This is a genomic window from Peteryoungia aggregata LMG 23059, from assembly GCF_030814435.1.
Classification (GTDB): domain Bacteria; phylum Pseudomonadota; class Alphaproteobacteria; order Rhizobiales; family Rhizobiaceae; genus Allorhizobium; species Allorhizobium aggregatum.
Genome location: NZ_JAUSUW010000007.1, coordinates 241,906 through 265,433, shown reverse-complemented (window position 1 = coordinate 265,433; position 23,528 = coordinate 241,906). Strand labels below are relative to the sequence as shown.

Sequence of the window (23,528 nt, the reverse complement as noted above, 5' to 3'; positions counted from 1 at the left end):
CATGATCATCGGTATTGGCAGCGACCTCGTTGATATCAGAAGGATCGAGAGCTCGATCGAGAGATTCGGCGAGAAATTCACAGCCCGCTGTTTCACCGAGGAGGAGCAGGCGCGCTCGAACGGTCGCAAGGACAGTGCTGCCTCCTATGCCAAGCGCTTCGCCGCCAAGGAGGCCATGGCCAAGGCGCTCGGCACCGGCATTGCCGAAGGCGTTTTCTGGAAGGAGATGGGTGTTGTCAACCTGCCGAACGGCAAGCCCGGCCTCGAACTGACCGGCGGGGCCGCCAAGTGCCTCGACCGTCTGGTGCCTGTCGGGCACCGACCAGTCATCCACCTGACGATCACCGATGAATTTCCCTACGCCCAGGCATTCGTCATCGTCGAGGCCTTGCCGGAAAGCCGGTGAGTTCACAACTGAGTAAACGGGTCGCGCGGGTCTGCGCGCCTCTGCGGTTGCCGCGCGGGCGCGAACCGACTAGACAGAGCAGGATTTTCGGAAGAAGGAACCGATCCGCGTGAGCGAAGAAAAGAAGCAAAGTGCCCTTTGGGAAAACGTCAAGGTCATCATCCAGGCTCTGCTCCTGGCCATGGTGATCCGGACCGTGTTCTTTCAGCCCTTCACGATCCCATCCGGTTCGATGATGCCGACGCTGCTTGTCGGCGACTACATCTTCGTCAACAAGTTCTCCTACGGCTATTCCAAGTATTCGCTGCCCTTCTCGCCGGATCTCTTCGAAGGTCGCATCTTCGAGAGCGCGCCGGAACGCGGTGATATCGCCGTCTTCCGCTTCCCGCCGAACCCCAGCATTGATTACATCAAGCGTATCGTCGGCCTGCCGGGTGACCGGATCCAGATGATCGGCGGCGTGCTGCAGGTCAACGGCCAGCCTGTGCCGAAGATCCAGGACGGTGTCTTCACCTCCGACTACCGCATGGATCCGGGCACGGATGTGCCGGTCTTCCGCGAGACCCTGGAAAACGGCGTGAGCTATGACACGCTCGACCAGGCCCAGGGCACCCGCGGTGATGACACCCGCGAATTCATCGTGCCGGAAGGCCATTATTTCGCGATGGGCGATAACCGCGACAACTCGCTCGACAGCCGCTTCGACGTCGGCTTCGTGCCGGCCGAGAACCTGATCGGCAAGGCCTCGCTGATCTTCTTCTCGCTCGGCAACGACACCTCGTTCCGCGAAGTCTGGAAGTGGCCGGCCAACATGCGCTGGGATCGCCTGTTCAAGGTGGTCGAATGACAAGCAAGAAGGTGGCCGGCGACAAGGACTGGGCGCAGCTTGAAGCTGCGATCGGCCACACGTTCGCCGACCGCGACCGCCTGACACGCGCGCTGACCCATGCCAGCGCCCAGGTCTCGCGGGGTAAGAAAGGCGATTACGAACGGCTGGAATTCCTGGGCGACCGGGTTCTCGGTCTGTGTGTCGCCGAAATGCTCTTCACCACCTTTCGCGATGCGACAGAGGGCGAGCTTTCGGTGCGCTTCAACCAGCTGGTCAGCGCCGAGGCCTGCGCCTCGGTCGCCGATGAGATGGAACTGCACCGCTTCATCCGCACCGGCTCGGACGTCAAGAAGATCACCGCGAAGAACATGCTGAATGTGCGCGCCGACGTGGTCGAGAGCCTGATTGCGGCGATCTATCTCGAGGCAGGATTGGAGGCCGCCCGCGGCTTCATCCTGAAATACTGGCAGGGCCGGGCTGCCCGCGCCGACGGCGCACGTCGTGACGCCAAGACCGAATTGCAGGAATGGACGCATGCCAGGTATGGCGCGCCACCCATTTACAAGGTTGCCGATCGCTCCGGACCGGATCATGATCCCCGCTTCACGGTGATCGTCGAGATCCCGGGCCTGAAGCCCGAGATCGGCATCGATCGTTCCAAGCGTGCCGCCGAACAGGTGGCCGCGACCAAGATACTCGAACGCGAAGGCGTCTGGGCAAAGCCCTCCGACGCCAACTGATTGGACACCATGACCGAAACAGAGACAGAGGACGGCGGCGAAGCCATCGTCAACACCCCGACCCGATCCGGCTTCGTCGCCCTGATCGGCCCGACCAATGCCGGCAAGTCGACGCTGGTCAACCGTTTCGTCGGTGCCAAGGTGTCGATCGTCAGCCATAAGGTGCAGACGACCCGCGCCGTGATGCGCGGCATCGCCATCCACAACAACGCCCAGATCGTCTTCATGGACACGCCCGGCATCTTCAAGCCGCGCCGCAAGCTCGACCGCGCCATGGTGACATCCGCCTGGGGCGGCGCCAAGGATGCCGACATCATCCTGCTCCTGATCGACAGTGAGCGCGGCCTGCGCGGTGATGCCGAGGCGATCCTGGAAGCCCTGAAGGATGTGCCGCAGCCGAAGATCCTGGTCCTCAACAAGATCGACCGGGTGCGCCACGAAGACCTGTTCAAGCTTGCCGAGACAGCCAACGAATCCGTCAAGTTCGACCGCACGTTCATGATATCGGCAACAACCGGCTCGGGCTGCGACGACATCATGGACTATCTGGCCGAAACCTTCCCGGAAGGTCCCTGGTATTATCCGGAAGACCAGATCTCCGATCTGCCGATGCGCCAGCTCGCGGCCGAAATCACCCGCGAAAAACTGTTCCTGCGTCTGCACCAGGAGCTTCCCTATTCCTCGCATGTCGAGACGGAGAAGTGGGAAGAGCGCAAGGACGGTTCTGTTCGCATCGAGCAGGTCATCTATGTCGAGCGCGACAGCCAGAAGAAGATCGTGCTGGGCAAGAACGGCGATGCAATCAAGTCGATCTCGACGGCCTCCCGCAAGGAGATGTCCGAGATCCTCGAACAGCCGGTACACCTCTTCCTCTTCGTCAAGGTCCGCGAGAACTGGGGCAACGACCCCGAGCGCTTCCGCGAGATGGGCCTCGAATTCCCGCGCGACTGAATATGATTGGGCGAAGGGCGCTCAGCCCTTCGCCACCCGCCTTGCGACGAAATCCGCAATCGTCGGTCCGATCAGGATGATCAGGATCAGCCGCATGGTCTGCAGCGCCATGATGAAGGACATGTCGACAGGCGTCGTCGCGGCAATGATCGCGATCGAATCGAGCCCTCCGGGGCTGGTCGCAAGATAGGCGGTTAAGGGGTCGATGCCATGCAGCGACCAGAGCAGGAAGGCGAGCCCGCCGCTGAACGCCATCAGCACCAGGATCGAGCCGACGATCTGGGGCAGGGCGCCCGCCGCATGCCGCAGGATCCGCCGTGTGAAGGACAGGCCGATCCGCCAGCCGATCACCCCATAACCAAGCGCCAGCAGCCATTCCGGCAGAAGCAAGGTGATATAGCCCATCACATGCAGGACCGTCGTGGCAACAAGCGGCAGAAGCATGGTGCCGGCCGGTATCCGAAGCCAGGCACCGACGGATGCGGCGGCGAGTGCCGCTGCAAGCGTGAGGCCAAGATCGAGCCAGTCCGTTTCCGGAAACCAGACGACCGCTTGTGCAGCCCCACCCTCGACATTGAACACAAAGGCCGCCATCAGCGAGGCGCCGGTCGCAACGAAGGCCACCCTCAGATACTGCATGAAGGCGACGAGCCTGGGATCGCCGCCATGCGCTTCTGCCATCAGCACCATGGCGGAAGCCGCACCCGCCGAGGTTCCCCAGATCGCCGTCGTGCCGGGCAGGATCTCGGCCTTGGCCATGAGATAGCCGAGCAGGCTGCTGGCGGCGATGATCGCAAGCACGATCGAGAGGAAAACCGGCCAGTCCTTGGCGACCGTCGAAAGCGTGCCGAGATCGATCGAGCGGGCGATGATGCAGCCTACAAGCGAGTGGGCGAAGATATAGGGGTAGCGATGGACGGAGAGCCGCGCGCCGTTCGTCGCAACGAGGATTGCAGCCACCATGGGGCCGAGCAGCAAGGCGCCGGGGATATGCGCAAGAAACAGCCCGCCCGCGATTGCGAAGGAAAGAGCAAGAAGAATCAGCCAGCGGAGCGACACAGGAAGCGATGTCAGAAGCCCCGGCGGCGGCGGAGGATCGACGGCCGCGGCCCTCGAAACGGCCGGCTCGGCGAGCCCTTCGGGGTCGGGTTGCGGCAGCGTCTCGGGCTCTTTGTCCTGCGGCATGATCATCTCCGTCCTTCGTCTGACACCCATCGCTGGGAAAGGGCTGGACGAAAGCACGATTTCATCAAATAAATGAGGTATACCTCACAAACGAGTTTTATGAGAATGGCCTCGCAAAAGTCAAGTTCGGCAACGCTGCCGCCGGCACCGCAGACCGTCCAGGCGCCGACCGCCAAGGAGCCCAAGCGCAAGCGCGGCATCGCGCGGGTCGCGAAACTGCTCGATGCCGGCGCGACCGTCTTTGCCGAGCAGGGCTACAAGGCCGCCACCATGACCGAGATCGCCGCGCGCGCCGGTGCACCGATCGGCTCACTCTACCAGTTTTTCCCCAACAAGGATGTGCTGGCCGACGCACTCGTCGCCCGCTACGCCGAGCATGTCGAGGCAGCGCTCGATCGAATCAGGGCACAGGTCGCCGAGATCGACGGTATCCAGCTCGCAGACAGACTGCTCGATGTGCTCGTTGCCCATGCGGCAGAGCGCAGTCTGGCGCTCAGCCTGCTCGACGCCCGCTGGGAGCAGCCGGGCGTGCGCCCCGGTATCCTGCGCGAAAGCCTGCGCCGCCGGATTGCCGAGATCCTGTGCCTCTGGCGTCCGGCCTTGGCCGATGACCAGGCGCAGGCCATGTCGGTCGTACTCTTCCAGGCGATGAAGTCACTCGTGCAACTGCATGAAGAAAAACGCTATCCCGGCAAGGCCGAAGCAATTGCCCACTGGCGTGGCTGGGTGCAGCGCTACCTCACCGAAATCTGAGCCGCGTGCCGAAATCCCTCGCTCTCCCGGGGGCTCTGCGGTAAAACCGGATCATGCAATGGACAGATGAGGCGATCCTTCTCGGGGTGCGGCGGCATGGCGAAACGAGCGTCATTGCCGAGATGATGACGCGCAGCCGTGGCCGGCATCTGGGCATGGTCCGCTCGGGTCGCTCCCGCACCATGCAGCCCGTGCTGCAGCCCGGCAACCGTCTCGAAGTCACCTGGCGCGCCCGCCTTGACGAACATCTCGGGGAATACCGGATCGAGCCGCTGGTCCTGCGGGCAGGGCGGCTGATGGAAAGTGCCACCGCCGTCTACGGTGTCCAGGCGCTCGCATCACTGCTGCGCCTGCTGCCCGAACGCGATCCGCACCCGCATCTCTTCGAGGCACTCGACGTTATTCTCGACCATCTGGAGGAACCGGCCATGGCCGGCGAGCTCTTCGTCCGCTTCGAGCTGGCATTGCTGAACGATCTCGGCTTCGGGCTGGATCTGGAGGAATGTGCGGCCACCGGTTCCCGCCATGACCTGGCTTATGTCTCCCCGAAGTCGGGCAGGGCCGTGAGCCGCGAGGCAGGCGCTCCCTGGGGCGACAAGATGCTGGCACTGCCGGATTTTCTGACGCCCGGCACCAACCGCGCTGCCGATCCGGAGACCCTGGCGGCGGCCTTCCGGCTCACGGCCTATTTCCTGGATCGGCATGTCTACGTGCCGCGGGGGCTTGAGCCCGGCGCGGCACGCGAGGGATTTTGTCAGGCGGCGTTGAAGACCTTGCGCTCGCTCGACGTAAATGGCGCATTGGCGGCACCGAAGAACACGGCCTGATCTTCCGGCGCGGATTTCGCCATGTGCTGATGGATGGCCATCTGCAGTTCGCCGATGCTGCGATAGACACCGCCGTCGAGGTCGATGACCGGATATTTGACGGCGATGAACTTCACCCTGTCGCCATCGGGGATGGTGATGCCAACCGGGATCCCGGCATATTCGATAACTTGCTTCTTCATAACGATATTCCCCGCCCATGCGCGCGGCACGGCGTTGTCTAAGATGTCGATGAAATGAAATCAGTGCTTGCGCAGCGTCACATTCGACAGGTGCATTCGGAATGGCGTTTCACCATCACGAAGCGCGGGGTCGTCTGCCAGGATCGGATGGCATCAAGAAATACGATGTGCATTTCGCTGACCTCCTTCTTTGGCTGCGGCCTCCAAGGCGGAGGCCGTTCATGGTTCGTCGTCAGTATCCGAACCAGCACGCACAAGGTAGGTGCTGGCTCGGAATCCGTCAACGGGCAGTCCGGGAAAAATAAAATAATTTTCTGTGACAGTCGCCGTCAGCCGAAAACACGGGAATTTTGATCCGGCATAGGGCGAATGCCGAAATATGATCTTACTTTGGGCAAAATTACGCCACTGCGATTTCTGGTCGTTCGACCGATTTTTCGCTGATTGGCCAATGCACCACTGCCGCGAAGATGCCGAGCGCCACACCCAACCACCAGACCTGGTCATAGGTTCCGAAGTGATCGTAGAGATAGCCGCCCATCCAAACGCCTAGGAAGGAGCCGAGCTGGTGCGACAGGAAAACGAGGCCGCCCAGCAGACCGAGATGGCGCGTGCCGAACATGATCGCCACCAATCCATTGGTCGGCGGCACTGTCGACAGCCACAGGAGACCCATGACGGCGGCGAAGAGGACGACCGAGGTTGGGGTCTGCGGCAGAAGCAGGAAGAGCGTCACCGTGATCGACCGGCCGATATAGATGAAGGCGAGGAAATAGGGCTTCGAATAGCGTTGCCCGATCCAGCCGGCGGCCAGCGAGCCGATGATGTTGAAGAAGCCGATCAGCGCCATGGCAATGACGGCATAGCTCGCCTCGATGCCGATATCGCCGAGATAGGCCGGGAAATGCGCGGTGATGAAGGCCACCTGGAAGCCGCAGACGAAGAAGCCGGTTGTAAGCAATAGATAGCTCTTGTGCGCGAAGGCTTCCTTCAGCGCTTCGGCAATGGTCTGCTGATACTGGTTGCCGGATTGCGTGCCCGACTGCGCATTGCCGCGCAAGGGGAAGGCAAGCAGCGGCACGACCAGCATCATGACCGCGATGATGACGAGACTGTCCGACCAGCCAAAGGCCGAGATGAAGCCCTGGCTGAGCGGCGCAAACAGGAACATGCCCGCCGAACCCGCAGCCGTGCCGATACCAAAGGCCATCGACCGCTGCTCCGGCGTCACATTGCGGGCAAAGGCCGAGAGGATGACGCTGAAGGAGCCGGCACCGATCGCAAGCCCGATCAGCACGCCACCACCCATATGCAGCCAGATCGGCGCCGAGGCATTGGCCATCATTACGAGGCCGGCGGCATAGAGCACGCCGGAGGCTGCGAGCACGCGGCCCGTACCGTACTTGTCCGCCAGCGCCCCGAAGAAGGGCTGGCTCAACCCCCAGAACAGGTTCTGGAAGGCCATGGCAAGACCAAAGGTCTGTCTATCCCAGCCCCGATCCGCCAGCATCGGCAGCTGGAAGAAGCCCATGGCCGAACGCGGCCCGAAAGTCATGACGGCGATCAGCGATCCCGCGAGGATGATCAGCCAGGGCATGGCGGGACGGCTGGTGGTGGTCATCAGGGCTTCTCCTCTGTCAACAACACATTAGTGCAGTCGATTGATGAGCAGAAACGCCTTTTGATGAACTGGCCATCAGGGGATTTGATGGATGTCAGGTGGGCGAGGGGGCGGCTCGATCCTTCGAGGCCCCTGCTGCGCAGGGGCACCTCAGGATGAGGGTGTGGTGCGGAGGGGGGAGGCTCGGAGGCTCGGTCATCGGCAGTGGCCGGATCCTTCGAGGCCCTTGCATTCGCAAGGGCACCTCAGGATGAGGGCTGCAGTGCTGGCCGGTGCCATAAAGTTACCTGGTGCCGGTCTCACTGTTGGACCGACTATGCTGAGATCATCTGAAGGCTGCGCCGCAAACGATCAGCCCTCATCCTGAGGTGGGAGCGGAGCGACCCTCGAAGGACGAGGGCGGGTGGTCTCACCACCAAGCCGTTTGACCGGGCCTCGATGCGACAAATCCGACAGCGCCTCATAGGCATAGGCGATCAGCGCTTCCTTCTTCTGCCGGTTCCAGCCCTTGATCTGTCGCTCGCGGGCGATGGCGTCGAGGATGCGGTCGTAGCTTTCCGTGAACACCAGTTCGACGGGTCGGCGTCTGGAGGTGTAGCCATCATAGGTGCCGGCGTTATGTTCCCATAGCCGCGCCTCAATGTTCTGCTTTGTCAGTCCTGTGTAATAGGAGCCATCGCTGCAACGAAGGATGTAGACGGTGACCTCCATCTGCGTGACCTCCAAAAGACAGGATTGATGGTCGCGCGACTTTGCCTTCTGCACAACTCCGCAATCTATGGGGCTTTCCGTTGTCCGATGTCTCTATGTGCGAGTTTATTGCAAGGTGGTTGCAGATTGGTGCCGGATCCTTCGAGGCCCTTGCTGACGCAAGGGCACCTCAGGATGAGGGGGCTGCGGATCTGTTGTAAACCGCAAATCTCAGGCTGTCGTTGTCGCCAGCGCCGCAAACGATCAGCCCTCATCCTGAGGTGGGAGCGCAGCGACCCTCGAAGGACGAGGGCGGGTGGCAATCGTCTCGATCAATCTCACCGCTGCTTGAACGCCCAAGCCTCGCGGCTGCCGAGCACCGTCACGTCATCCCCGACCCGAACCAGTCCTTCGCCGCGTGGCACCGCATTCCAGCCGAACAGCACCCCCGGCACGCGGCGGTCTGCGGACATCCTGATGCGCCCCATGGCCGGCATCGGGTTGGCGCCCTCGCGCGATCCCGTCTGCTGGTCCTGCGTGGTCATTACGCAGCGCGGGCAGGGCTTGACGAAGTCGAAGCGGATGCCGCCGATCTCAAGAGCGGTCCAGGCATCCTCGGCGAAGGGCTCGTCGCAATCGACCACGATGTTCGGGCGGAAGCGCTCCATGCCGACAAAGCCTTCACCATGCCGCGCCATGTCTTCGTTCAGGGCGCGCAGCGAGCCTGTCGTGGTGACCAGGATCTGGTAGCCGTCGGCAAAGCCCATCGGCGAGCCTTCGCCCGCCCAGTCCGCACTGGCCTCGCGGCGGCTGTCGCCATCGATGAAGACCAGTTTCACCGGCCGTCCGAACCACTCGGACAGCTTCTCGTTGATGCTGTCATGGGCGACGGCGGCGCTGACGATGGAACGCCAGATCGCCACATCCATGCGGTTGTCCGGCTGCGGTGGCGCGACCATCATCTCGCGCCCGTCATCCAGGCGAAGCGTCAGATAGGCCGCTGCCGGAAGCGCCATGAGGCGGGCCAGTTCCGGCAGTTCCCGCTGGGTGATGAAATGCCCGGAGGGATCGACCAGCATCATCCGCCGGTCGCCGGAAAGACCCATGGCATCGATGGGCGCCTGGGGCACGGCAATCCCCCGGGCGCTCTTGAACGGATAGATGTAAAGCCCGGTGACCTGCATGGTGCTGTGCCTTGTTCAGATTTCGTCGCGGAATTGGGTGAGAAACAGCGTCAGCCGCTCGTGCCGCTCCTGGGCGAGCCTGGCGCCCGTCGCCGTTTGGAACCCCTCGGAGAGCTTCAAGAGCTTGGCCGGAAAGTGGTCGATCGCGTAAGATCGGTCGTCGAGCGGCCGATGCTCGGCGCCAGGGTCGCCGGGATGATAGAGGCCGGAGCCCATGCGGCCGGCGATGTAGAAGCAGCGCGCCACGCCGACCATGCCGATTGCATCCAGCCGGTCTGCATCCTGTAGCATCTTCGCTTCCAGCGTTTCCGGCGGGATATTGGCGGAAAAGCTGTGGGTGAGGATCGCATGCGCGACCGCCGCAATCTTCTCCTCCGGCCAGCCGAGCCCCGCCAGAATGCCGCTCGCCTTCTCTGCCGCCAGCCGCGAGGCCTGGGAGCGGAGCGGCGAGTTCTTCTCGACCGCGACGCAATCATGCAGCAACACGGCGGCGGCCAGGATCTCCGCATCGCCGCCTTCGCCTGCCTGGATCTTCATGGCGTTCTTGAAGACACGATGGATATGGGCAAGGTCGTGCGAGCCGTCGTCGCCTTCGGTCGCGTGAGCAAGAAGATCGGCGGCAAGCGCCTCGTGGGGTGCGAAGTCAGCGGCGGTGAGAAGGGCGGTCAAGACAGTTTCCCCGTTGAGGTGAGGCCGCATCTAGCCTTGCGAGCGCCCTCTGTTCAACCGCCCCGTTCCATCGTCTTTGGTCAGATCCCCGTCGGCGCCTCGTCCTCGTCTACGACTTGAGGCCGGGTGGACTTCCCGCTCAGGATCTTCTGATAGAAGAGCCCGATGCCGATCAGCACGAAGCCGAGGCCGATGAAGGAGAGCGCCCGCAGCACGCCTTCGAGATTGGCCATGTCGATCAGGAAGACCTTTGCGACCGTCACGATGACGATGACCGCAGAGGCAATGCGCAGGCTTCTGGCATCGAATCGCGAACCGAGCATAAGTAGCCCGACCCCGATCGCAAGCCAGGCGACCGAATAGCTGTAGGTCTCTGCCTGCTCGAAACCTTTCCAATAGGGAATGAACTCGCCCTGCCAGAAGCGCCGGACAGAAAGCGTCACCCAGGCAAAGCCAAGCAACGCACCGGAAAGCGCCAGTAGCACGACATAGGGCAGGGGCCGCTTGTCACGCGCATAAAAGGCAAGGCCCGCATAGGCGAGACCGGGCAGCAGATAACCGATCAGCAGCAGGTTGATCAGCGGCCAGCTGCCGGTGCTCTCGCCGGTGAAATAGGGGTTGAGTGCGCCCAGATGCAGGCTGACGGTCTGGGCGATGGCGATCCCGCCTGCGACCATCGAGCCATAGCGGAAGACGGGGCTCGGCGATTTCAAATCGAGTGTCATCAGGATGCCCGAGAGGCCGACGACCAGAAGCGTGTAGATCGACTGCTCGCCAAGCGTCGGCACGCTGGAGTCGAGTACGCCTCCGTTCATCGCATGGCGAACCAGGATGGCGATGGCCAGCAGACCGAGCAGACTTGCCAGCCCCTGCAGTGCGTTCCGCACCCGCTGTCCCGGCCAGTTCCTGACCTCATAGGCCGCAAGCAGCGCCAGGAGTGCCGGGATGCCGTATCCCGGGAGCAGCTGGTTGAGGAAGGGCGTGCGCGACAGCGCCTCTGGCCCGACGAGCGTCGGATCCCAGCCGATGCGGAACAGCACGCCAACGAGTGCCATGACCATGATCCAGGGCAACCCGCTCCAGCCCCGCTTTCGGGTCGCCATGAGATAGGCAAAGCCGAGCAGAGCGATGAGGATCGTGGTCACCACGCCATCGGTCAGCGTGTGTAGCGCGAGCGCAAAGGCGGCGAAACTGCCGGCCAGCAGCACATCGATGCCACGCCGGAAGCCGGGAAGAGCACCCTTGCGGTCGAGGAACTCGCAAGCTCCGAGCAGTACCGCGCCGAGACCCAGGGCGAAGAAACCGTGCAGCCAGTCGCGGGCATAGATGCCGTAGAAGACGAAGCTGATCGTGGCAAGCAGGACAGGCAGAGCGGCTGCAATCACCGCCCAGACCGTCGAGAACAACGGATCCTCGGCAAACCGCCTGCGGATCTGAGATAGCCCGATGAACAGGAAGACGGCGGCGAGGCCGAGCAGCACATGCATGACGGTGACGTCGAGTGCCGGCAGTTCAGTGTCATAAATGCCCCAGCCGAACAGGAAGACCTGAGCCTGCCCGACCATCCCGGTTTCGACCACGGCCGCGAGCAAGGCTCCAGCGGCAGCAATCGCCGTCGGCCAGAAGGCGCCGTGACGCGCACTGCCAGCGGCGGCAAGCGCTGCGATCAGTGCGGCGAAGCCGAACAGGGGGAAGAGATCCGTGATATCCCGTTCGAGCATCATGAGCGCTGGCAAAAGGACCGCGAGCGACAGCGTGATGTCGAGACCGAGGGGACCCGACGACATGCGCCGGCCCAGCGCTTCGAGCGACAGCGGCGCTTCCGGTTCCGCCGGGTCATCACCCGTGGCGCCAGGCCAGATCAGCATCCAGGCGGCGATCATCGCGATCAGCGAGAGCGCAATCGGTGTGATTTCTGTCGTGTCGATCAGCGCAACCAGCGCCCAGATGCCGAGCAGAGCCTGGGCGATGGAGGGCACGATCAACCAGCCCTTGAGGCGCGACGCCAGCGACGTCGCGACCTGCGCAACGGTCAAGTAGATGAACAGCGTCCAGAGGTTTGGCGCCGTGGTCGAGATGAGGAGCGGTGTGAGCATCGAGCCGGCAAGCCCGAGCCCGGCCAGCGCCTGCCCATGCAAGAGCGAAAGACCAAGCACACCGAAGGCCGTGACCGCCAGCAGGATGAAGGCGAGCGTCGGACCGATGAAGCCGTAGATCCCGTGTGCTGCATAGATTGCGCCGAACAGGGAGACCGCGCCGGCAGCCGTCAGAATGCCCGGCACCATGGCATTGGCGTAGAGCGCTTCGGCCTTCGGCAGCGCCTTGCGACGGATGAGTTCGCCGACAGCCACCAGAGCGAGACCGAAGAGTGCGGCAAGCGTCAGGCGCACACCGGGGCCGAGCAGGCCGCTTTCGATCGAGTAGCGCACGAGGAAGACGCCGCCGAGCGCCAGCGCCAGCCCCCCGGCCCAGACCGCCCAGCGGGCGCCGAGCAGGTTTTCAAGGCTTTCCGCTGGTGCCGGTGCGGATGCGGCAGTCTGCGCGCGTGCAGCCGCAGGCAGAGGTTCGAGCTCCGGTTCGTCATCGACCAAGGCAGGCTGCGGCTGGCCCCGCAGCACCATCGGTTCCAGCGGCGGCTCTTCGCCATCAAGGCTGTCTTCGATCTCTGCGGTGCTGGTCGCTGCTGCAGGCGCAAAAGCCCGCGTCGAAATCGCGGCAACGCCCGGTTCGCCGTCTGCTCCGCCCAGCCGCAGCAACCGCAACCGCTCGCGGACTTCGCCGAGTTCCTTTTCCAGCCGATCGATCCGCTTGGTGGATCCTCTGACGGTGATGAAGAGAACGCCGACCAGAATCAGCGGCAACAATTCGAACATGCTTCCTCGCAGCTTGCGAAACGAGGTCACAAACTAACGGTTTTCTCGGGAAGGAAAAGCGTTGCGCGTCACGCGGTGTTCCAGCGGGCTGGTGGGTGGTTGCCGAGGGGGCAGCAGGAGGACCACCGCGCGTGCGGCAGCGACCTCTTGCAATCGCGGGCGAAACTTCTTAAATCCGGACTACCGGCACCCGCCGGTTTTCTTTGGCGCTTGTTATGCTCGACTTGAGCATAATTAATGGAGGAGATGGCCATGGAAGCGCAGCACCTGCCGCAAACCCGCCCCACGATCCGCACCGCAGCCGAGCGTTTCGGCGTCTGGGAACGCCCGGATCTCACCTATACACCCGCCGTCGCCAAGGAGACCGAGCACCTCTACGAGCGTGTTCGCGATTTCATCCCGGCGATCGAATGGCCGGTCTTTGCGCCTTACATCCATGCCATCAACCGGCTGAAGAAGGAGCGCGGCGCCGTCATCCTCGCGCATAACTATCAGACGCCGGAGATCTTTCACTGCGTCGCCGACATCAAGGGCGATTCGCTGCAGCTCGCCCGCGACGCCGTCAGCGTCGATGCCGAGATCATCGTCCAGTGCGGCGTGCATTTCATGGCCGAGACCTCGAAGCTGCTCAACCCGGAAAAGACGGTGCTGATCCCCGATGGCCGCGCCGGCTGCTCGCTGTCGGAATCGATCACCGGCGCCGATGTCCGCCTGCTGCGCGAGCGCTATCCCGGCGTGCCCGTCGTGACCTATGTGAACACCTCCGCCGACGTGAAGGCCGAGACGGACATCTGCTGCACCTCGGCAAACGCTGTCGACGTGGTCAACAGCTTCGACAGCGACACCGTGCTCTGCATCCCCGACGAATATCTGGCGATGAACGTCGCCAACCAGACACACAAGAAGATCCTCACCTGGAAGGGCCATTGCGAGGTGCATGAGCGCTTCACGGCGGATGAACTCCTGGAATACAAGCGGGCCGATCCGCGCATTGAGATCGTCGCCCATCCGGAATGCCATCCGAGCGTGCTCGCGGTCTCCGACTTTGCCGGCTCGACCAAGGGCATGATCGATTACGTCAAGACCAAGCGCCCCGCGCGCGTTTTGCTCGTGACCGAATGCTCGATGGCCTCGAACATCCAGGTTGAAGTGCCCGAGGTCGATTTCGTCAAGCCGTGCAATCTCTGTCCGCACATGAAGCGCATCACCCTGCCGAAGATCCTCGACAGCCTGCTCTTCATGACCGAGGAAGTGACGGTTGATCCGGCCATTGCCGGCCGCGCACGGCTTGCGGTGGAGCGGATGATCAACCTCAAGGTTTGAATTTTCGATAGGCAGATGTTATCTTATGGGCCAACTTGATGAACTCTCGGAGATCGACCATGTCTGGACCGCTTCCGCCGCTTCTCTGATCGCTCGTTGCTGCTCCCGGCGGCAACAGACGGTCAATGTGAGATTTCGCAAACGTCGCCGCGCTTTCGTGGAAGTCGCTTTGCTTTGCCAAAAGCGCATTTATCCGCGCGTTCCCGGGGCGCAGATACAGATTGCGCTCCATCCTCTCGATCACTTCGTCGCTCAGCAACAAAACGAATTCCGCCGTTTCTCGAAAATTGGCCAGCGCGTGCAGCTTCCGCCGTTTGTCGAAGCGCTCCAACTCGCTGCCGAGGATACGGGAAACCGACGTCAGCAATTCGCTGTAAATGATGAAGGTCCGGATCAGGCGAGCCTGTTCTACATCCATGCGGTGGATGAACTTCATGATCTCCACATAGTCTTCGGCATCCGAGCTCGGGGTCGCGAACTTGAAGTCATCTGGACCCTCGACCACCATATCGGCCAGCCTATTGAACATGCTCTCCGTGTATGTGATCCGGAAATCACGCTGCCAGATTTTGACGTCATTGTAGAAGCGGATGACAGCAGTGCGATAGAGGCGCCTTTCCTCGATGATAGCCCTGGCGAATTCAACAAGAGATTTACCCAGAAAACCCAGCAGACCGATAGAGGCAGTAAACGTGGCGAGGATCAAAGCCGCGTGCAGCGTCCCCGTATCGGAGGCCAAAATTGCAGAGCTTGGCATCATCATTCTCCTGAGCAGCAGAGGTGTGGATGATGGTGTTTTCAATAGCACGCATTACGCGTGTAGTCGAAGTGGAATTCGCGGATAGTTTGCCGGGCGAGGCGGTTAACATCTGGCCGGCCGGGGAGGGCTGAATGCCAACCAATCTTGAATCCATGCGTCCGCAATCCTGGCAGGGCATCGATGATATCGTCATCGTCGGTGGCGGTCTGGCCGGCCTTTTCTGTGCCCTGAAGCTCGCGCCACGTCCCGTCACGGTGCTCGCTGCCGCCCCGATCGGGCAGGGGGCGTCCTCGGCCTGGGCGCAAGGCGGCATTGCCGCCGCCATGAGCCCCGGCGACAGCTTCGACAAGCATCTGGCTGATACCGTTGCCGCCGGTGCCGGCCTCGTCGAGGAGAAGATGGCGCGGCTGATGATCTCGGAAGGGCCGGACCGCGTGCATGATCTGCTCGCCTATGGCGTGCCCTTCGACCGCGATCTCGAAGGCCATCTGCTGCTGTCGCGCGAGGCCGCCCATTCCGAGCGCCGCATCGTGCGCGTGGCGGGTGATAGGGCGGGTGGCGCGATCATGGAGGCGCTGATCTCGGCTGTGCGCCGGACGCCGTCGATCCGGGTCATGGAAGGTTATGTCGTCGAGGAACTGATCGCCGAGGGCCGTTTCGTCTCCGGTGTCATTGCAAGGCCCGATGCCGGCCAGTCGAAGACCCGCGTCGCCTTTCCGGCCCGCGCCGTGGTGCTCTGCTCCGGCGGTGTCGGCCACCTCTACCAGGTGACCACCAACCCGGCTGAAGCGCGCGGCACGGGCGTCGGCATGGCCGCCCGGGCCGGGGCCGTGATTGCCGATCCGGAATTCGTCCAGTTTCACCCGACCGCAATCGACATCGGCCAGGATCCGGCACCGCTTGCTACCGAGGCCCTGCGCGGCGAGGGCGCCGTGCTCGTCAACCGTGCCGGCCACCGCTTCATGGCCGACCTGCACGCCGATGCGGAGTTGGCTCCCCGCGATATTGTCGCGCGTGGCGTCTTTGCCGAGGTGGCCGCCGGGCGCGGTGCCTTCCTTGATTGCACCCGAGCGATCGGCAAGGATTTCGCCAGACGTTTCCCGACCGTCCATGCATCCTGCATCGCAGCCGGTATTGACCCGGCAACGCAGGCCATCCCGGTTGTGCCTGCCGTGCATTACCACATGGGCGGTGTCGCCGTGGATGCCGATGGCCGCAGCTCGCTTGATGGGCTCTGGGCTGCCGGCGAGGTGACCTCCAGCGGTGTCCACGGCGCCAACCGCCTGGCCTCGAACTCGCTGCTCGAAGCGATCGTCTTTGCCGGACGCATCGCCGACTCGATCAAGGGCATGCTGCCGGAATCCGCACTTTATGAATGGGCGAAGAGCGCCGGCGAAAACGATGATCTTGTCACCGTGGAGGACAGTCCCGAACTCAAGACCCTGCGCGGCCTGATGAGCAGCCATGCCGGCGTTGTCAGAGACGAGGCGGGGCTGAAACTCCTCATCCGCGAACTGGTGGGCCTTGAGCGCAAGCGTCCCCGCGTGCGCTTTTCGAACATTGTGGCGACTGCCAAGCTGATTGCCGTCGGCGCCTATCTTCGCACGGAGAGCCGTGGCGCCCATATGCGCTCCGACCATCCGGCGTCGCAGGCAACACTGCGCCATCGCACCTATCTGACGCTCAAGCAAACCGATCGCATTGCCGCCGAACTGGCCGGCTGACGAGGGAAATTTCGATGATCACGCGCCTTCGCCCGCAAATCTCGCCCCTGATGATCGAGGATCTCGTCCGCAACGCCCTTTTGGAAGACCTCGGTCGCGCCGGCGACATCACCACCTATGCCACGATCAGCCCGGAGAAAACCGCAACTGCCGGCCTCAACAGCCGGGAACAGGGTGTGGTCGCAGGCCTCCCGCTTGCGGAAGCGGCCTTTCGCCTGATCGATCCCAGCGTCCGTTTCGAGGTGCTGGTCGCAGATGGCGACACGGTGGCGCCCGGCAAGGCGATCGCCCGCGTCTCCGGCAATGCCCGTTCGGTGCTGTCGGCAGAGCGTGTCGCTCTGAACTTCCTGATGCATCTCTCCGGTGTGGCCACCTATGCCGCCCGTTTTGCCGCCGAGATCGCCCACACAAAGGCGCGCGTCACCTGCACCCGCAAGACACTGCCAGGGCTGAGGGCGGTGGAGAAATATGCGGTGCGGCTGGGAGGCGGCTCCAATCACCGCTTCGGTCTCGACGATGCGATCCTCATCAAGGACAACCACATCGCCGTAGCAGGCGGGGTCGCTCTGGCCATCGAGGCGGCCCGGGCCTATGCCGGCCATCTCGTCAAGATCGAAGTGGAGGTCGACGGTCTCGACCAGATGCGCGAAGCGCTCCACGCCCGACCGGACGTCATCCTGCTCGACAATATGGGACCGGATCTGCTGCGGGAGGCCGTCGCGATCAACCGGGAGCACCATGGATTGCAAGCCGAGACTTATGCCTCGGATACGCGGCGCGTCGTGCTGGAGGCTTCCGGCAACGTGAACCTGCAGACCATCCGCGCCATCGCCGAAACGGGTGTGGACTACATCTCGACGTCCAAGGTCACCATGGCCGCTCCCACCCTCGATATCGGTCTGGACATCGCTGTCTTCTGAATCCACGACAAAGTTTGCGTGCAATTTTGCGGTGCAGCAGTTCCGGCAATCCTCAATGTTCTAAAAAAGCCATATGGGACAGTGCCTTGCTGATATATCAGCGATTGCTTCGCTAGTTATCACCCATGATTCCTGGTTTTTGACCGGCGCAAGCGAATCCCCTAGCCCTCGATCATGCATGCAAATTGTATTGCAGGCAGGGAAAGCAGGCGGAACGACGTTTGTTTGTGGGGCAAGTATGACGACGACAATCCTGAGGCCTGATAGCGCTAACGATCGCACGACCTTTCGAAACGATGCTTCGGAGGCGGCGGTTTCTACTACGGTTGGACTGCGAGAAACACGTGGAAATTGTCGGGCAGACCATAAGGCGGATGGCGAAGTTGGTTCGCGACTCCCGGCGCCCGATACCGGGGAAGCTCCGGGAGCGGGTATTGGCATGACCGAGGACGATACCGTTTGCGTGCTCGAGGTTCTGGCGGAGATGCAGCGTATCATCGACAGGCATCTCGAAAAGACGGCAACGCCGCAGGGCGACCGCTGATCTTCCTGCGGGCAATATGACAATCAGACCCTGAGCCTCGGCTGTGGCGGCAGCTCTGGCTCAGGCCTCCTTCGCCCGGGCGTCGACGAAGCGTTCGGGCAGGGCGACCGCTTGCGGCATGCCGTGATAGGTCACCTGCGGGAACGGGATGGAAATCCCGTTCCCGTCGAAGGATCTTTTCACCTTCTTGATCATCTCGCGTGACGGCGACAGACCTCGGTCGAATGCGCGAACCTTTGCCGAACGTGATCAACTATTGCTGCGGCCGCCAACCTTGAGGCCGGGCGCCGGCCTTTCTTCGAGCACCTGACGGCGAAACCGGAACAGCGCGGCGGGCCGACCGCCGGTCGCGGCCTCGGTTGACCCGGTCGGCTCGACCAGTTCCGCCCCCTCCACCAGCCGGCGGAAGTTCTGCTTGTGCACGTGGTGGCCGGCAATCGCCTCCACCGTTGCCTGCAGGTCGGTGAGCGTGAATTCTGGCGGCATCAGCTCGAAGATCACTGGGCGATACTTGATCTTGCTGCGCAGCCGCGCAAGCGCAGTGGCCGCGATCCGCCTGTGGTCGTGTCGCATCGGACGCCCCAGCGTCGTCGTCATGCGGCGGTGATCGGTCCGCCCGTCCTTCACCGCTTCCTCGACAAGCCCGGCTTCATAAAGAAGCTCATAGCGCTCCAGCACCCGTTCCTCGTCGAAGGGAAAGTCGTCGAGGCCGAAAGCAAGCTTCAGGCGGGAGCGCCGTGAGGCAGCTTGCGACGCGTGTCCATCTGCGCGCGCCTCCTCGGCCCAGAGGTTGAGTGCCGGCAGGATGGCCCCGTCGAGCAGCGCCGGCCGGCCCTGCCGCCAGTCTTCCCAGGGCAGGTAGCCGTACCAGTCGCGCCAGCTGGCACCGGACAGCTCCAGCCGCGCATCGCGGTCGCTGTCGAGCCGCGTCAGCGCGAGATAGCCGACGGATACGACATGCGGCCCCTGATCATCAGGCATCTTGTGCCGGCCGCGATCGCCGAAGGTGTAGAGCTGTTCGATGTAGCCAAGTTCCAGCGCCGTCTGGGCCTCGACCGTGTGTCGGAGCGACATTTCCATCGTCCGGTGCCGGTTCGGCTCGAAGGGGCCGAAAGGCAGGGCATCGAGCGCATCACCATCGTCTCCGACGACCAGCAGGCGAGGCGTGCGGGCATTGATCGCGACGATCGCGGCGTTGAGCCCGATCTCGATCTCCGCCGGGCTCGTCATGGCGTGACCGGTGCGCGCTGGGGCAGTGGCAGCGTGAAGGGCGTGTTGCCATCGGCATCCGCACCGCGCCCGAGCGCCTTGACCGCCTTCACGAAACGCCCGCCACGCTGGAGCATCTCGTCACCGATCTCGACCAGCCGCATATTGGGCGTGGCAAAGGGCGAGGCCTCGCGCAGCCGCCGCGCCAGGGCGTCGTCATCGTCGTCGGGCGCCACGGCAAGGCTCGCGATCATCGCGGCAGCCGGCGAACGCGACACGCCCATCCAGCAATGCACGACGAGTGGCGAGGCCTGGTCCCAGGCCTTCGCGAACTTTATGATCTCGGCCACATGCGCTTCCTGCGGCGCGATCAGATCGCCCGTGCCGGCAAAGGTGATGTCGTTCATCGCAAGCTTCAGATGCCGCTCCGCCTGGATGACCGCCGGCCGATGAAAATCCTGGTTGGCGGCGAGCAGGCTGATCATCTCGCGTGCCTTGTGGCGCACGGCCATTTCGGCGATGCGTGCGAGCGGCGACACGATGATCAGGCTCATACGGGTCCCCATGTGGTCGATTGCCTGTCGGCCTCGATTTCCTCGAAACGCTTAAGGAACTTGGCCTGCGCCTGATAGGCGGGTAGCGGCTCGATCAGGATCGTGTCGCGGGTAAAACCCTTCGGCTGGCCGAAGAACTTCCGCGCTTCGGCCTCGGCAAAGCCGGCCAGTACGGTGGCCTCGAAATAGGCGGAGATCATGTCGGCCTTCTTGATCAGGTCCTTCAGCGCCGCCTTCGGATGGGCCGGCAGACCGAAGCGAAGATGGATCGCGGCCTCCAGCCGTTTCTCCACCACCTTGTAGCCGCCACCGACCACGGCCTTGAACGGCGAGATCATGTCGCCGATGACATATTCCGGGCCGTCATGCAGCAAAGCCACCATCAGCTCGTCGGAGGTCGCCTTCGGATTGCAGCGGCGGAAGATGTCCTCGACGATCAGGCTGTGCTGGGCGACCGAAAAGGCATGATCGCCCGAAGTCTGACCGTTCCAGCGGGCGACGCGGGCAAGACCGTGGGCGATGTCGCTGATCTCGACGTCGAGCGGCGAGGGATCGAGGAGGTCGAGCCGTCGACCCGAGAGCATGCGCTGCCAGGCACGGCTGGAAAGGGGAGCGGCAGAACCCATGTCAGGCATCCTCCGCCGCAGACGGGAAGGACAGTCCGCTCCAGGCGGGAAGTGCAGGGGTCACGGTAACATCACCGGCGAGGATGACCTGCCCGGTGGCCATGGCTTCGCCGGCCTTGTCGATGCGGACGATGGCAAGCCCGCGCTCACCGGCAACGGTGCCAAGCGTGCCGATCGACTTGCCGCCGATGGTGACCTCGGTGCCCGTGGCCGGCAGCGGGGCCTCGGCCGATACAATGACCACCCGTCGCCGCGCCGTCGAGCGGTGCTGCATGCGCGACACCACCTCCTGGCCGACATAACATCCCTTGCGGAAGGAGACGCCGCCCGATTTGTCGAACAGCACATCATGGGGAAAGGCATCCTGAAGGGCATAGTCATCCCCGGAATCCGGCACGCCGTGGAGCACCCGCAGCGCGTCATATCCGGTGCGATCACCCGGCTCGCCCACCTTGCCGGCCTGTCGGAACACGGCGGTTCCGGCCAGCGCGAACCGCTGGTCGACGACACCTGTTCCATCTTCGCCCCAGGTGACAGTCGCCCCTGTCTCGGCCCGTGTCTCGATCGTGACGGCGGCGCGCAGCTTGTACATCGTCAACCGCTTGACGAAGGCGTCCGTCTGATCCGCACGGATGTCGATCAGCAAGCCGTCACCTTCCCGCGAAATCAGGAAGTCGAAGAGGATCTTTCCCTGTGGCGTCAACAGGGCGCCGGGACGCAACTCGTTCGCGGCAAGACCGGTAAGGTCGGTGGTAATGAGGTTCTGCAGGAAGTGCTCTGCATCCGCACCGCCGACGAGGATGAAGGCGCGATCGGGCAGGAAGGCTGAAGGCATGATGGTCACCGGGCTGTTGCACTGCCGAGAGAGTTAGGCGCTGCCAGTCTAGACGACAAGCAGTTCGCATCACAGCCCACAGTTTGGATCGCGGTCAGTCGCCGACGGACAGAAACTTCCAGCGGCCATCCGGCGTGATCCCGACGCGGAAGAAGTTGTAATTGCCGTATTCCTGCATTTCCGCAACGTCGCCGGCCGTGACGATCCGCAGCAATTCGACCTTTTCCTGGGGTGTCAGAAGCCCCAGCGACTTGCCGGCGAAATAGGGCCAGACATAGGCCTCGTCAGGCGTTCCCTTGTCGACCTGCACGAAACCCGTCGACAGAATGTCGAGCAGGATGGCCAGGATCTCCATGCCGTCGCTATCACCGGAAAGCGCTTTCAGCGCATCGATCGGATCCTGTTCGGGATCCTGCAGCGGCACCGTCGTCTGGTCGGGCCCGGGGTTCATCAGCGGCTTGAGCTTCGAGATGTCGCCGGTCGTGGCTGCGTCGATGATCAGTTGCCGCATGCGGCGCACAGGTTCGGGCGCCTGTTCGATGTTATAGATGACCTCTGCCGGTGGTGTATCGGGCTCCGTGGTCTCGACCAGATCGGGCATGTCGCGCCTGATCAGCGGATCCGGATCGGGAATCACCGGGATCGAATCCTCGATGATGCCGTCGTCCTCGGGAGCAGCCGGCGTGATGGCGTCCGGACCGGGGGGCTCAGCCGCCGGCGGCGTGATGTCCCTGATGTCTGAAAGGGCAAACGCGGGCAACGCTGCCGTGATGGAAGCAAACATGAGCGTCAACGCGCTCGTCAAGCGGAGAAGCCTGACCCGCGACGAGATCATCATTCTGTTCCTCGATTGCTCTGTTACTGAAGCCGGCGCTCAGGCGAGAATTCGCCGGCCAGAAGGCGTGCCTTGAGCGCGTCAAGAATGGCTTCCGCCCCGTGTTCGCCGTGAATACGGATGGTCTCGCGCATGGCCAGCGCAAAGGCTGCATCGGCGATGATTTCAGGCTCGATTCCATCCGCCATGCCATCGGCCCAGGCTTCGTTCTGGTATTCCAGCGCAGCCTGCATCTTTTCGTGAACGATCATGTCGTCGATTTCGTTGCGGCGCGGTTCCATGGCATTCCTCGAAGCACTTACTCAGTCCTTAACGACCCTATCAGCCTTTTGCCAAAACGACACGGGGGCATGCCAAAAGAGGTGAATTAATCGTTAATTTCCGAAACGTGCGGTAATTTCTGTGGCGAGTGTTGCGCCTTCGTTACGGTAATTCTGCTCTGCACGAACTGCTGCCGGTGTGCAAGAGGTGTAGACGGAGGCGAACGACCGATAGCCACGGTTGTAGGAGGCCGTCAGCCGGGCCCGCCGCTTCGGCTCGGTCTTCGTCTCGGCATCCAGCAGGGATTGCAGCTGTTGTCGCCATTCCGGCTCGCCGTCGACCTTGCAGAGATTGCGCAGGTAGTGCACGGCCCCGATGATCTCGGAAAGCCGCGCAAGACGCTCGTCATAAGGCGTCGGCTTCTCGGTGTCGGCGGGGGGCGGCACGGTGATGACGTTGCTCTCCTGAGCCGCCGCTGTCGCCGTAAAGAGGGCGAACAGGAGAAATGCAGCCGAACGGCGGAATGCTCCCTGTCGGCTCATGCCTCGCCTCCGATGCGCAGATCCGGCGAAAGGCGTAGCACGCATGCGCGCACGCTGTCCGGGACGGGAAGGTCGAGGATCTCCTCCGGCAGATACCAGCCGGCCTCCATCGCATCGCTTTGAGCCTCTGCAAGACCCTCTGCGTCGGTTTCGACCTGGAAGACGGAGAGCAGGAAATGGCTGCCGCTGACGCCCGCCTCGGGCAGCAGTTCCACCGTCTCGAACAGACGCGGATTGCGGCCTACCAGTCCCGTTTCCTCCAGAAGCTCGCGCAGCGCCGTTTCCTCCGGCGTCTCGCCAGGCTCTGCCCTGCCACCCGGAAAGGCAAAGAGATCCACGGCCGGCGGATTGGCGCGGCGCACGAGAAGATAGCGTCCTGCCCTTTCGACGATGGCGGAAGACGCGAGACGGGGCATGCTCATGGAAAACCAACTCCGGTCGACGAAGGCCTGCTTCGCGCGAAGCAGCGTGCAGGGATTATCGCG

Annotated in this window: 25 protein-coding genes and 1 pseudogene; 9 read left to right on the top strand and 17 right to left on the bottom strand. The window is 63.0% G+C overall.

What is annotated here, in order from left to right; genetic code table 11:
* Window position 1: 1 nt before the first annotated feature.
* The 4 genes from acpS to era all read left to right on the top strand — a co-directional run bounded on the left by acpS (window position 2) and on the right by era (window position 2,926).
* Window positions 2-406 carry a holo-ACP synthase gene (gene acpS / locus J2045_RS14320; RefSeq protein WP_307373870.1) on the top strand — a complete coding sequence of 135 codons (405 nt, stop codon included), beginning with the start codon at window positions 2-4 and terminating at the stop codon, window positions 404-406.
* Between the two features lie 109 nt (window positions 407-515).
* Complete coding sequence (gene lepB, locus J2045_RS14315; RefSeq protein WP_307373868.1) at window positions 516-1,253, top strand: signal peptidase I; 738 nt, start codon at window positions 516-518, stop codon at window positions 1,251-1,253.
* On the top strand, window positions 1,250-1,975 hold the full coding sequence (rnc, locus tag J2045_RS14310; protein WP_307373865.1) for a ribonuclease III: 726 nt from the start codon (window positions 1,250-1,252) through the stop codon (window positions 1,973-1,975). The genes lepB and rnc overlap by 4 nt, the downstream gene beginning before the upstream one ends.
* Window positions 1,976-1,984: 9 nt before the next feature.
* Window positions 1,985-2,926 (top strand): GTPase Era, encoded by a 942-nt coding sequence (era, locus tag J2045_RS14305; RefSeq protein WP_307373863.1) that lies wholly within the window; start codon window positions 1,985-1,987, stop codon window positions 2,924-2,926.
* Window positions 2,927-2,947: 21 nt separating this feature from the next.
* Here the strand turns inward: era and J2045_RS14300 are convergent, their stop codons facing one another.
* Complete coding sequence (locus tag J2045_RS14300; RefSeq protein ID WP_307373861.1) at window positions 2,948-4,111, bottom strand: AbrB family transcriptional regulator; 1,164 nt, start codon at window positions 4,109-4,111, stop codon at window positions 2,948-2,950.
* Window positions 4,112-4,216: 105 nt separating this feature from the next.
* On the opposite strand from J2045_RS14300, the gene J2045_RS14295 reads away from it, so the two are divergent.
* Together J2045_RS14295 and recO are read left to right on the top strand one after the other, a co-directional pair.
* On the top strand, window positions 4,217-4,864 hold the full coding sequence (locus J2045_RS14295; RefSeq protein ID WP_370873126.1) for a TetR/AcrR family transcriptional regulator: 648 nt from the start codon (window positions 4,217-4,219) through the stop codon (window positions 4,862-4,864).
* A gap of 53 nt (window positions 4,865-4,917) precedes the next feature.
* A complete protein-coding gene (gene recO, locus J2045_RS14290) occupies window positions 4,918-5,691 on the top strand; it encodes a DNA repair protein RecO (protein ID WP_307373856.1) in 774 nt (257 codons plus the stop codon).
* A 2-nt stretch (window positions 5,692-5,693) separates the two neighbouring features.
* Here the strand turns inward: recO and J2045_RS14285 are convergent.
* From J2045_RS14285 to J2045_RS14260, 6 genes and pseudogenes are all read right to left on the bottom strand, one after another.
* A pseudogene (locus J2045_RS14285) lies at window positions 5,694-5,873 on the bottom strand (hypothetical protein); the annotation flags it as partial.
* A gap of 400 nt (window positions 5,874-6,273) precedes the next feature.
* A complete protein-coding gene (locus tag J2045_RS14280) occupies window positions 6,274-7,494 on the bottom strand; it encodes an MFS transporter (RefSeq protein ID WP_307373854.1) in 1,221 nt (406 codons plus the stop codon).
* 351 nt (window positions 7,495-7,845) lie between these two features.
* A complete protein-coding gene (locus J2045_RS14275) occupies window positions 7,846-8,205 on the bottom strand; it encodes a GIY-YIG nuclease family protein (RefSeq protein WP_307373852.1) in 360 nt (119 codons plus the stop codon).
* Between the two features lie 317 nt (window positions 8,206-8,522).
* Window positions 8,523-9,368 carry an MOSC domain-containing protein gene (locus J2045_RS14270; RefSeq protein WP_307373850.1) on the bottom strand — a complete coding sequence of 282 codons (846 nt, stop codon included), beginning with the start codon at window positions 9,366-9,368 and terminating at the stop codon, window positions 8,523-8,525.
* 15 nt (window positions 9,369-9,383) lie between these two features.
* Window positions 9,384-10,067 (bottom strand): HD domain-containing protein, encoded by a 684-nt coding sequence (locus J2045_RS14265; protein ID WP_307373848.1) that lies wholly within the window; start codon window positions 10,065-10,067, stop codon window positions 9,384-9,386.
* A 50-nt stretch (window positions 10,068-10,117) separates the two neighbouring features.
* Window positions 10,118-12,910, bottom strand: a complete 2,793-nt coding sequence (locus tag J2045_RS14260) for a DUF2339 domain-containing protein (RefSeq protein ID WP_307373846.1) — start codon at window positions 12,908-12,910, stop codon at window positions 10,118-10,120.
* Window positions 12,911-13,162: 252 nt separating this feature from the next.
* On the opposite strand from J2045_RS14260, the gene nadA reads away from it, so the two are divergent.
* On the top strand, window positions 13,163-14,233 hold the full coding sequence (gene nadA, locus J2045_RS14255) for a quinolinate synthase NadA (RefSeq protein ID WP_307373844.1): 1,071 nt from the start codon (window positions 13,163-13,165) through the stop codon (window positions 14,231-14,233).
* Here the strand turns inward: nadA and J2045_RS14250 are convergent.
* On the bottom strand, window positions 14,223-14,990 hold the full coding sequence (locus J2045_RS14250) for a hypothetical protein (RefSeq protein ID WP_307373842.1): 768 nt from the start codon (window positions 14,988-14,990) through the stop codon (window positions 14,223-14,225). The genes nadA and J2045_RS14250 overlap by 11 nt on opposite strands.
* 134 nt (window positions 14,991-15,124) lie before the next feature.
* Here J2045_RS14250 and J2045_RS14245 point away from each other — a divergent pair, with 134 nt between their 5' ends.
* Together J2045_RS14245 and nadC are read left to right on the top strand one after the other, a co-directional pair.
* Window positions 15,125-16,717: an L-aspartate oxidase gene (locus J2045_RS14245; RefSeq protein ID WP_307373840.1), complete on the top strand. Its 1,593-nt coding sequence runs from the start codon at window positions 15,125-15,127 to the stop codon at window positions 16,715-16,717.
* A 17-nt stretch (window positions 16,718-16,734) separates the two neighbouring features.
* Window positions 16,735-17,637 carry a carboxylating nicotinate-nucleotide diphosphorylase gene (gene nadC, locus J2045_RS14240; RefSeq protein WP_307373915.1) on the top strand — a complete coding sequence of 301 codons (903 nt, stop codon included), beginning with the start codon at window positions 16,735-16,737 and terminating at the stop codon, window positions 17,635-17,637.
* A 604-nt stretch (window positions 17,638-18,241) separates the two neighbouring features.
* Here the strand turns inward: nadC and J2045_RS14235 are convergent.
* The 9 genes from J2045_RS14235 to J2045_RS14195 form a co-directional block, all read right to left on the bottom strand.
* On the bottom strand, window positions 18,242-18,364 hold the full coding sequence (locus J2045_RS14235) for a hypothetical protein (protein WP_307373838.1): 123 nt from the start codon (window positions 18,362-18,364) through the stop codon (window positions 18,242-18,244).
* Between the two features lie 66 nt (window positions 18,365-18,430).
* The gene (locus tag J2045_RS14230; protein WP_307373836.1) at window positions 18,431-19,411 is read right to left on the bottom strand and encodes an NUDIX hydrolase; all 981 of its coding nucleotides are present in this window, start codon (window positions 19,409-19,411) and stop codon (window positions 18,431-18,433) included.
* Window positions 19,408-19,944, bottom strand: a complete 537-nt coding sequence (locus tag J2045_RS14225; protein ID WP_307373833.1) for a tyrosine phosphatase family protein — start codon at window positions 19,942-19,944, stop codon at window positions 19,408-19,410. The genes J2045_RS14230 and J2045_RS14225 overlap by 4 nt, the downstream gene beginning before the upstream one ends.
* Entirely contained in the window at window positions 19,941-20,570 is a 630-nt protein-coding gene (locus J2045_RS14220; protein WP_307373831.1) for an HD domain-containing protein, read from the bottom strand. Before J2045_RS14220 ends, J2045_RS14225 begins: the two co-directional genes overlap by 4 nt.
* 1 nt (window position 20,571) lies before the next feature.
* Complete coding sequence (gene ygfZ, locus J2045_RS14215; protein WP_307373829.1) at window positions 20,572-21,405, bottom strand: CAF17-like 4Fe-4S cluster assembly/insertion protein YgfZ; 834 nt, start codon at window positions 21,403-21,405, stop codon at window positions 20,572-20,574.
* 94 nt (window positions 21,406-21,499) lie between these two features.
* Window positions 21,500-22,243, bottom strand: coding sequence for a hypothetical protein (locus tag J2045_RS14210; protein ID WP_307373827.1), 744 nt, complete (start codon window positions 22,241-22,243; stop codon window positions 21,500-21,502).
* A gap of 20 nt (window positions 22,244-22,263) precedes the next feature.
* Window positions 22,264-22,521 carry a hypothetical protein gene (locus J2045_RS14205; RefSeq protein ID WP_166601275.1) on the bottom strand — a complete coding sequence of 86 codons (258 nt, stop codon included), beginning with the start codon at window positions 22,519-22,521 and terminating at the stop codon, window positions 22,264-22,266.
* Window positions 22,522-22,614: 93 nt separating this feature from the next.
* A complete protein-coding gene (locus tag J2045_RS14200; protein WP_307373822.1) occupies window positions 22,615-23,043 on the bottom strand; it encodes a TIGR02301 family protein in 429 nt (142 codons plus the stop codon).
* Window positions 23,040-23,465, bottom strand: coding sequence for an NUDIX hydrolase (locus tag J2045_RS14195; protein ID WP_166601273.1), 426 nt, complete (start codon window positions 23,463-23,465; stop codon window positions 23,040-23,042). Before J2045_RS14195 ends, J2045_RS14200 begins: the two co-directional genes overlap by 4 nt.
* Between the last annotated feature and the right edge of the window lie 63 nt (window positions 23,466-23,528).

Coding starts and splice junctions, on each gene's coding strand:
- J2045_RS14200 (WP_307373822.1), bottom strand. CDS start 23,043: ATGAGCCGACAGGGAGCATTCCGCCGTTCGGCTGCATTTCTCCTGTTC.
- J2045_RS14225 (WP_307373833.1), bottom strand. CDS start 19,944: ATGAGCCTGATCATCGTGTCGCCGCTCGCACGCATCGCCGAAATGGCC.
- J2045_RS14270 (WP_307373850.1), bottom strand. CDS start 9,368: ATGCAGGTCACCGGGCTTTACATCTATCCGTTCAAGAGCGCCCGGGGG.
- ygfZ (WP_307373829.1), bottom strand. CDS start 21,405: ATGCCTTCAGCCTTCCTGCCCGATCGCGCCTTCATCCTCGTCGGCGGT.
- J2045_RS14205 (WP_166601275.1), bottom strand. CDS start 22,521: ATGGAACCGCGCCGCAACGAAATCGACGACATGATCGTTCACGAAAAG.
- acpS (WP_307373870.1), top strand. CDS start 2: ATGATCATCGGTATTGGCAGCGACCTCGTTGATATCAGAAGGATCGAG.
- J2045_RS14280 (WP_307373854.1), bottom strand. CDS start 7,494: ATGACCACCACCAGCCGTCCCGCCATGCCCTGGCTGATCATCCTCGCG.
- J2045_RS14295 (WP_370873126.1), top strand. CDS start 4,217: ATGGCCTCGCAAAAGTCAAGTTCGGCAACGCTGCCGCCGGCACCGCAG.
- nadA (WP_307373844.1), top strand. CDS start 13,163: ATGGAAGCGCAGCACCTGCCGCAAACCCGCCCCACGATCCGCACCGCA.
- J2045_RS14275 (WP_307373852.1), bottom strand. CDS start 8,205: ATGGAGGTCACCGTCTACATCCTTCGTTGCAGCGATGGCTCCTATTAC.
- J2045_RS14210 (WP_307373827.1), bottom strand. CDS start 22,243: ATGATGATCTCGTCGCGGGTCAGGCTTCTCCGCTTGACGAGCGCGTTG.
- J2045_RS14300 (WP_307373861.1), bottom strand. CDS start 4,111: ATGCCGCAGGACAAAGAGCCCGAGACGCTGCCGCAACCCGACCCCGAA.
- J2045_RS14230 (WP_307373836.1), bottom strand. CDS start 19,411: ATGACGAGCCCGGCGGAGATCGAGATCGGGCTCAACGCCGCGATCGTC.
- recO (WP_307373856.1), top strand. CDS start 4,918: ATGCAATGGACAGATGAGGCGATCCTTCTCGGGGTGCGGCGGCATGGC.
- rnc (WP_307373865.1), top strand. CDS start 1,250: ATGACAAGCAAGAAGGTGGCCGGCGACAAGGACTGGGCGCAGCTTGAA.
- J2045_RS14220 (WP_307373831.1), bottom strand. CDS start 20,570: ATGGGTTCTGCCGCTCCCCTTTCCAGCCGTGCCTGGCAGCGCATGCTC.
- J2045_RS14245 (WP_307373840.1), top strand. CDS start 15,125: ATGCCAACCAATCTTGAATCCATGCGTCCGCAATCCTGGCAGGGCATC.
- J2045_RS14250 (WP_307373842.1), bottom strand. CDS start 14,990: ATGCCAAGCTCTGCAATTTTGGCCTCCGATACGGGGACGCTGCACGCG.
- era (WP_307373863.1), top strand. CDS start 1,985: ATGACCGAAACAGAGACAGAGGACGGCGGCGAAGCCATCGTCAACACC.
- J2045_RS14195 (WP_166601273.1), bottom strand. CDS start 23,465: ATGAGCATGCCCCGTCTCGCGTCTTCCGCCATCGTCGAAAGGGCAGGA.
- J2045_RS14265 (WP_307373848.1), bottom strand. CDS start 10,067: ATGCGGCCTCACCTCAACGGGGAAACTGTCTTGACCGCCCTTCTCACC.
- J2045_RS14260 (WP_307373846.1), bottom strand. CDS start 12,910: ATGTTCGAATTGTTGCCGCTGATTCTGGTCGGCGTTCTCTTCATCACC.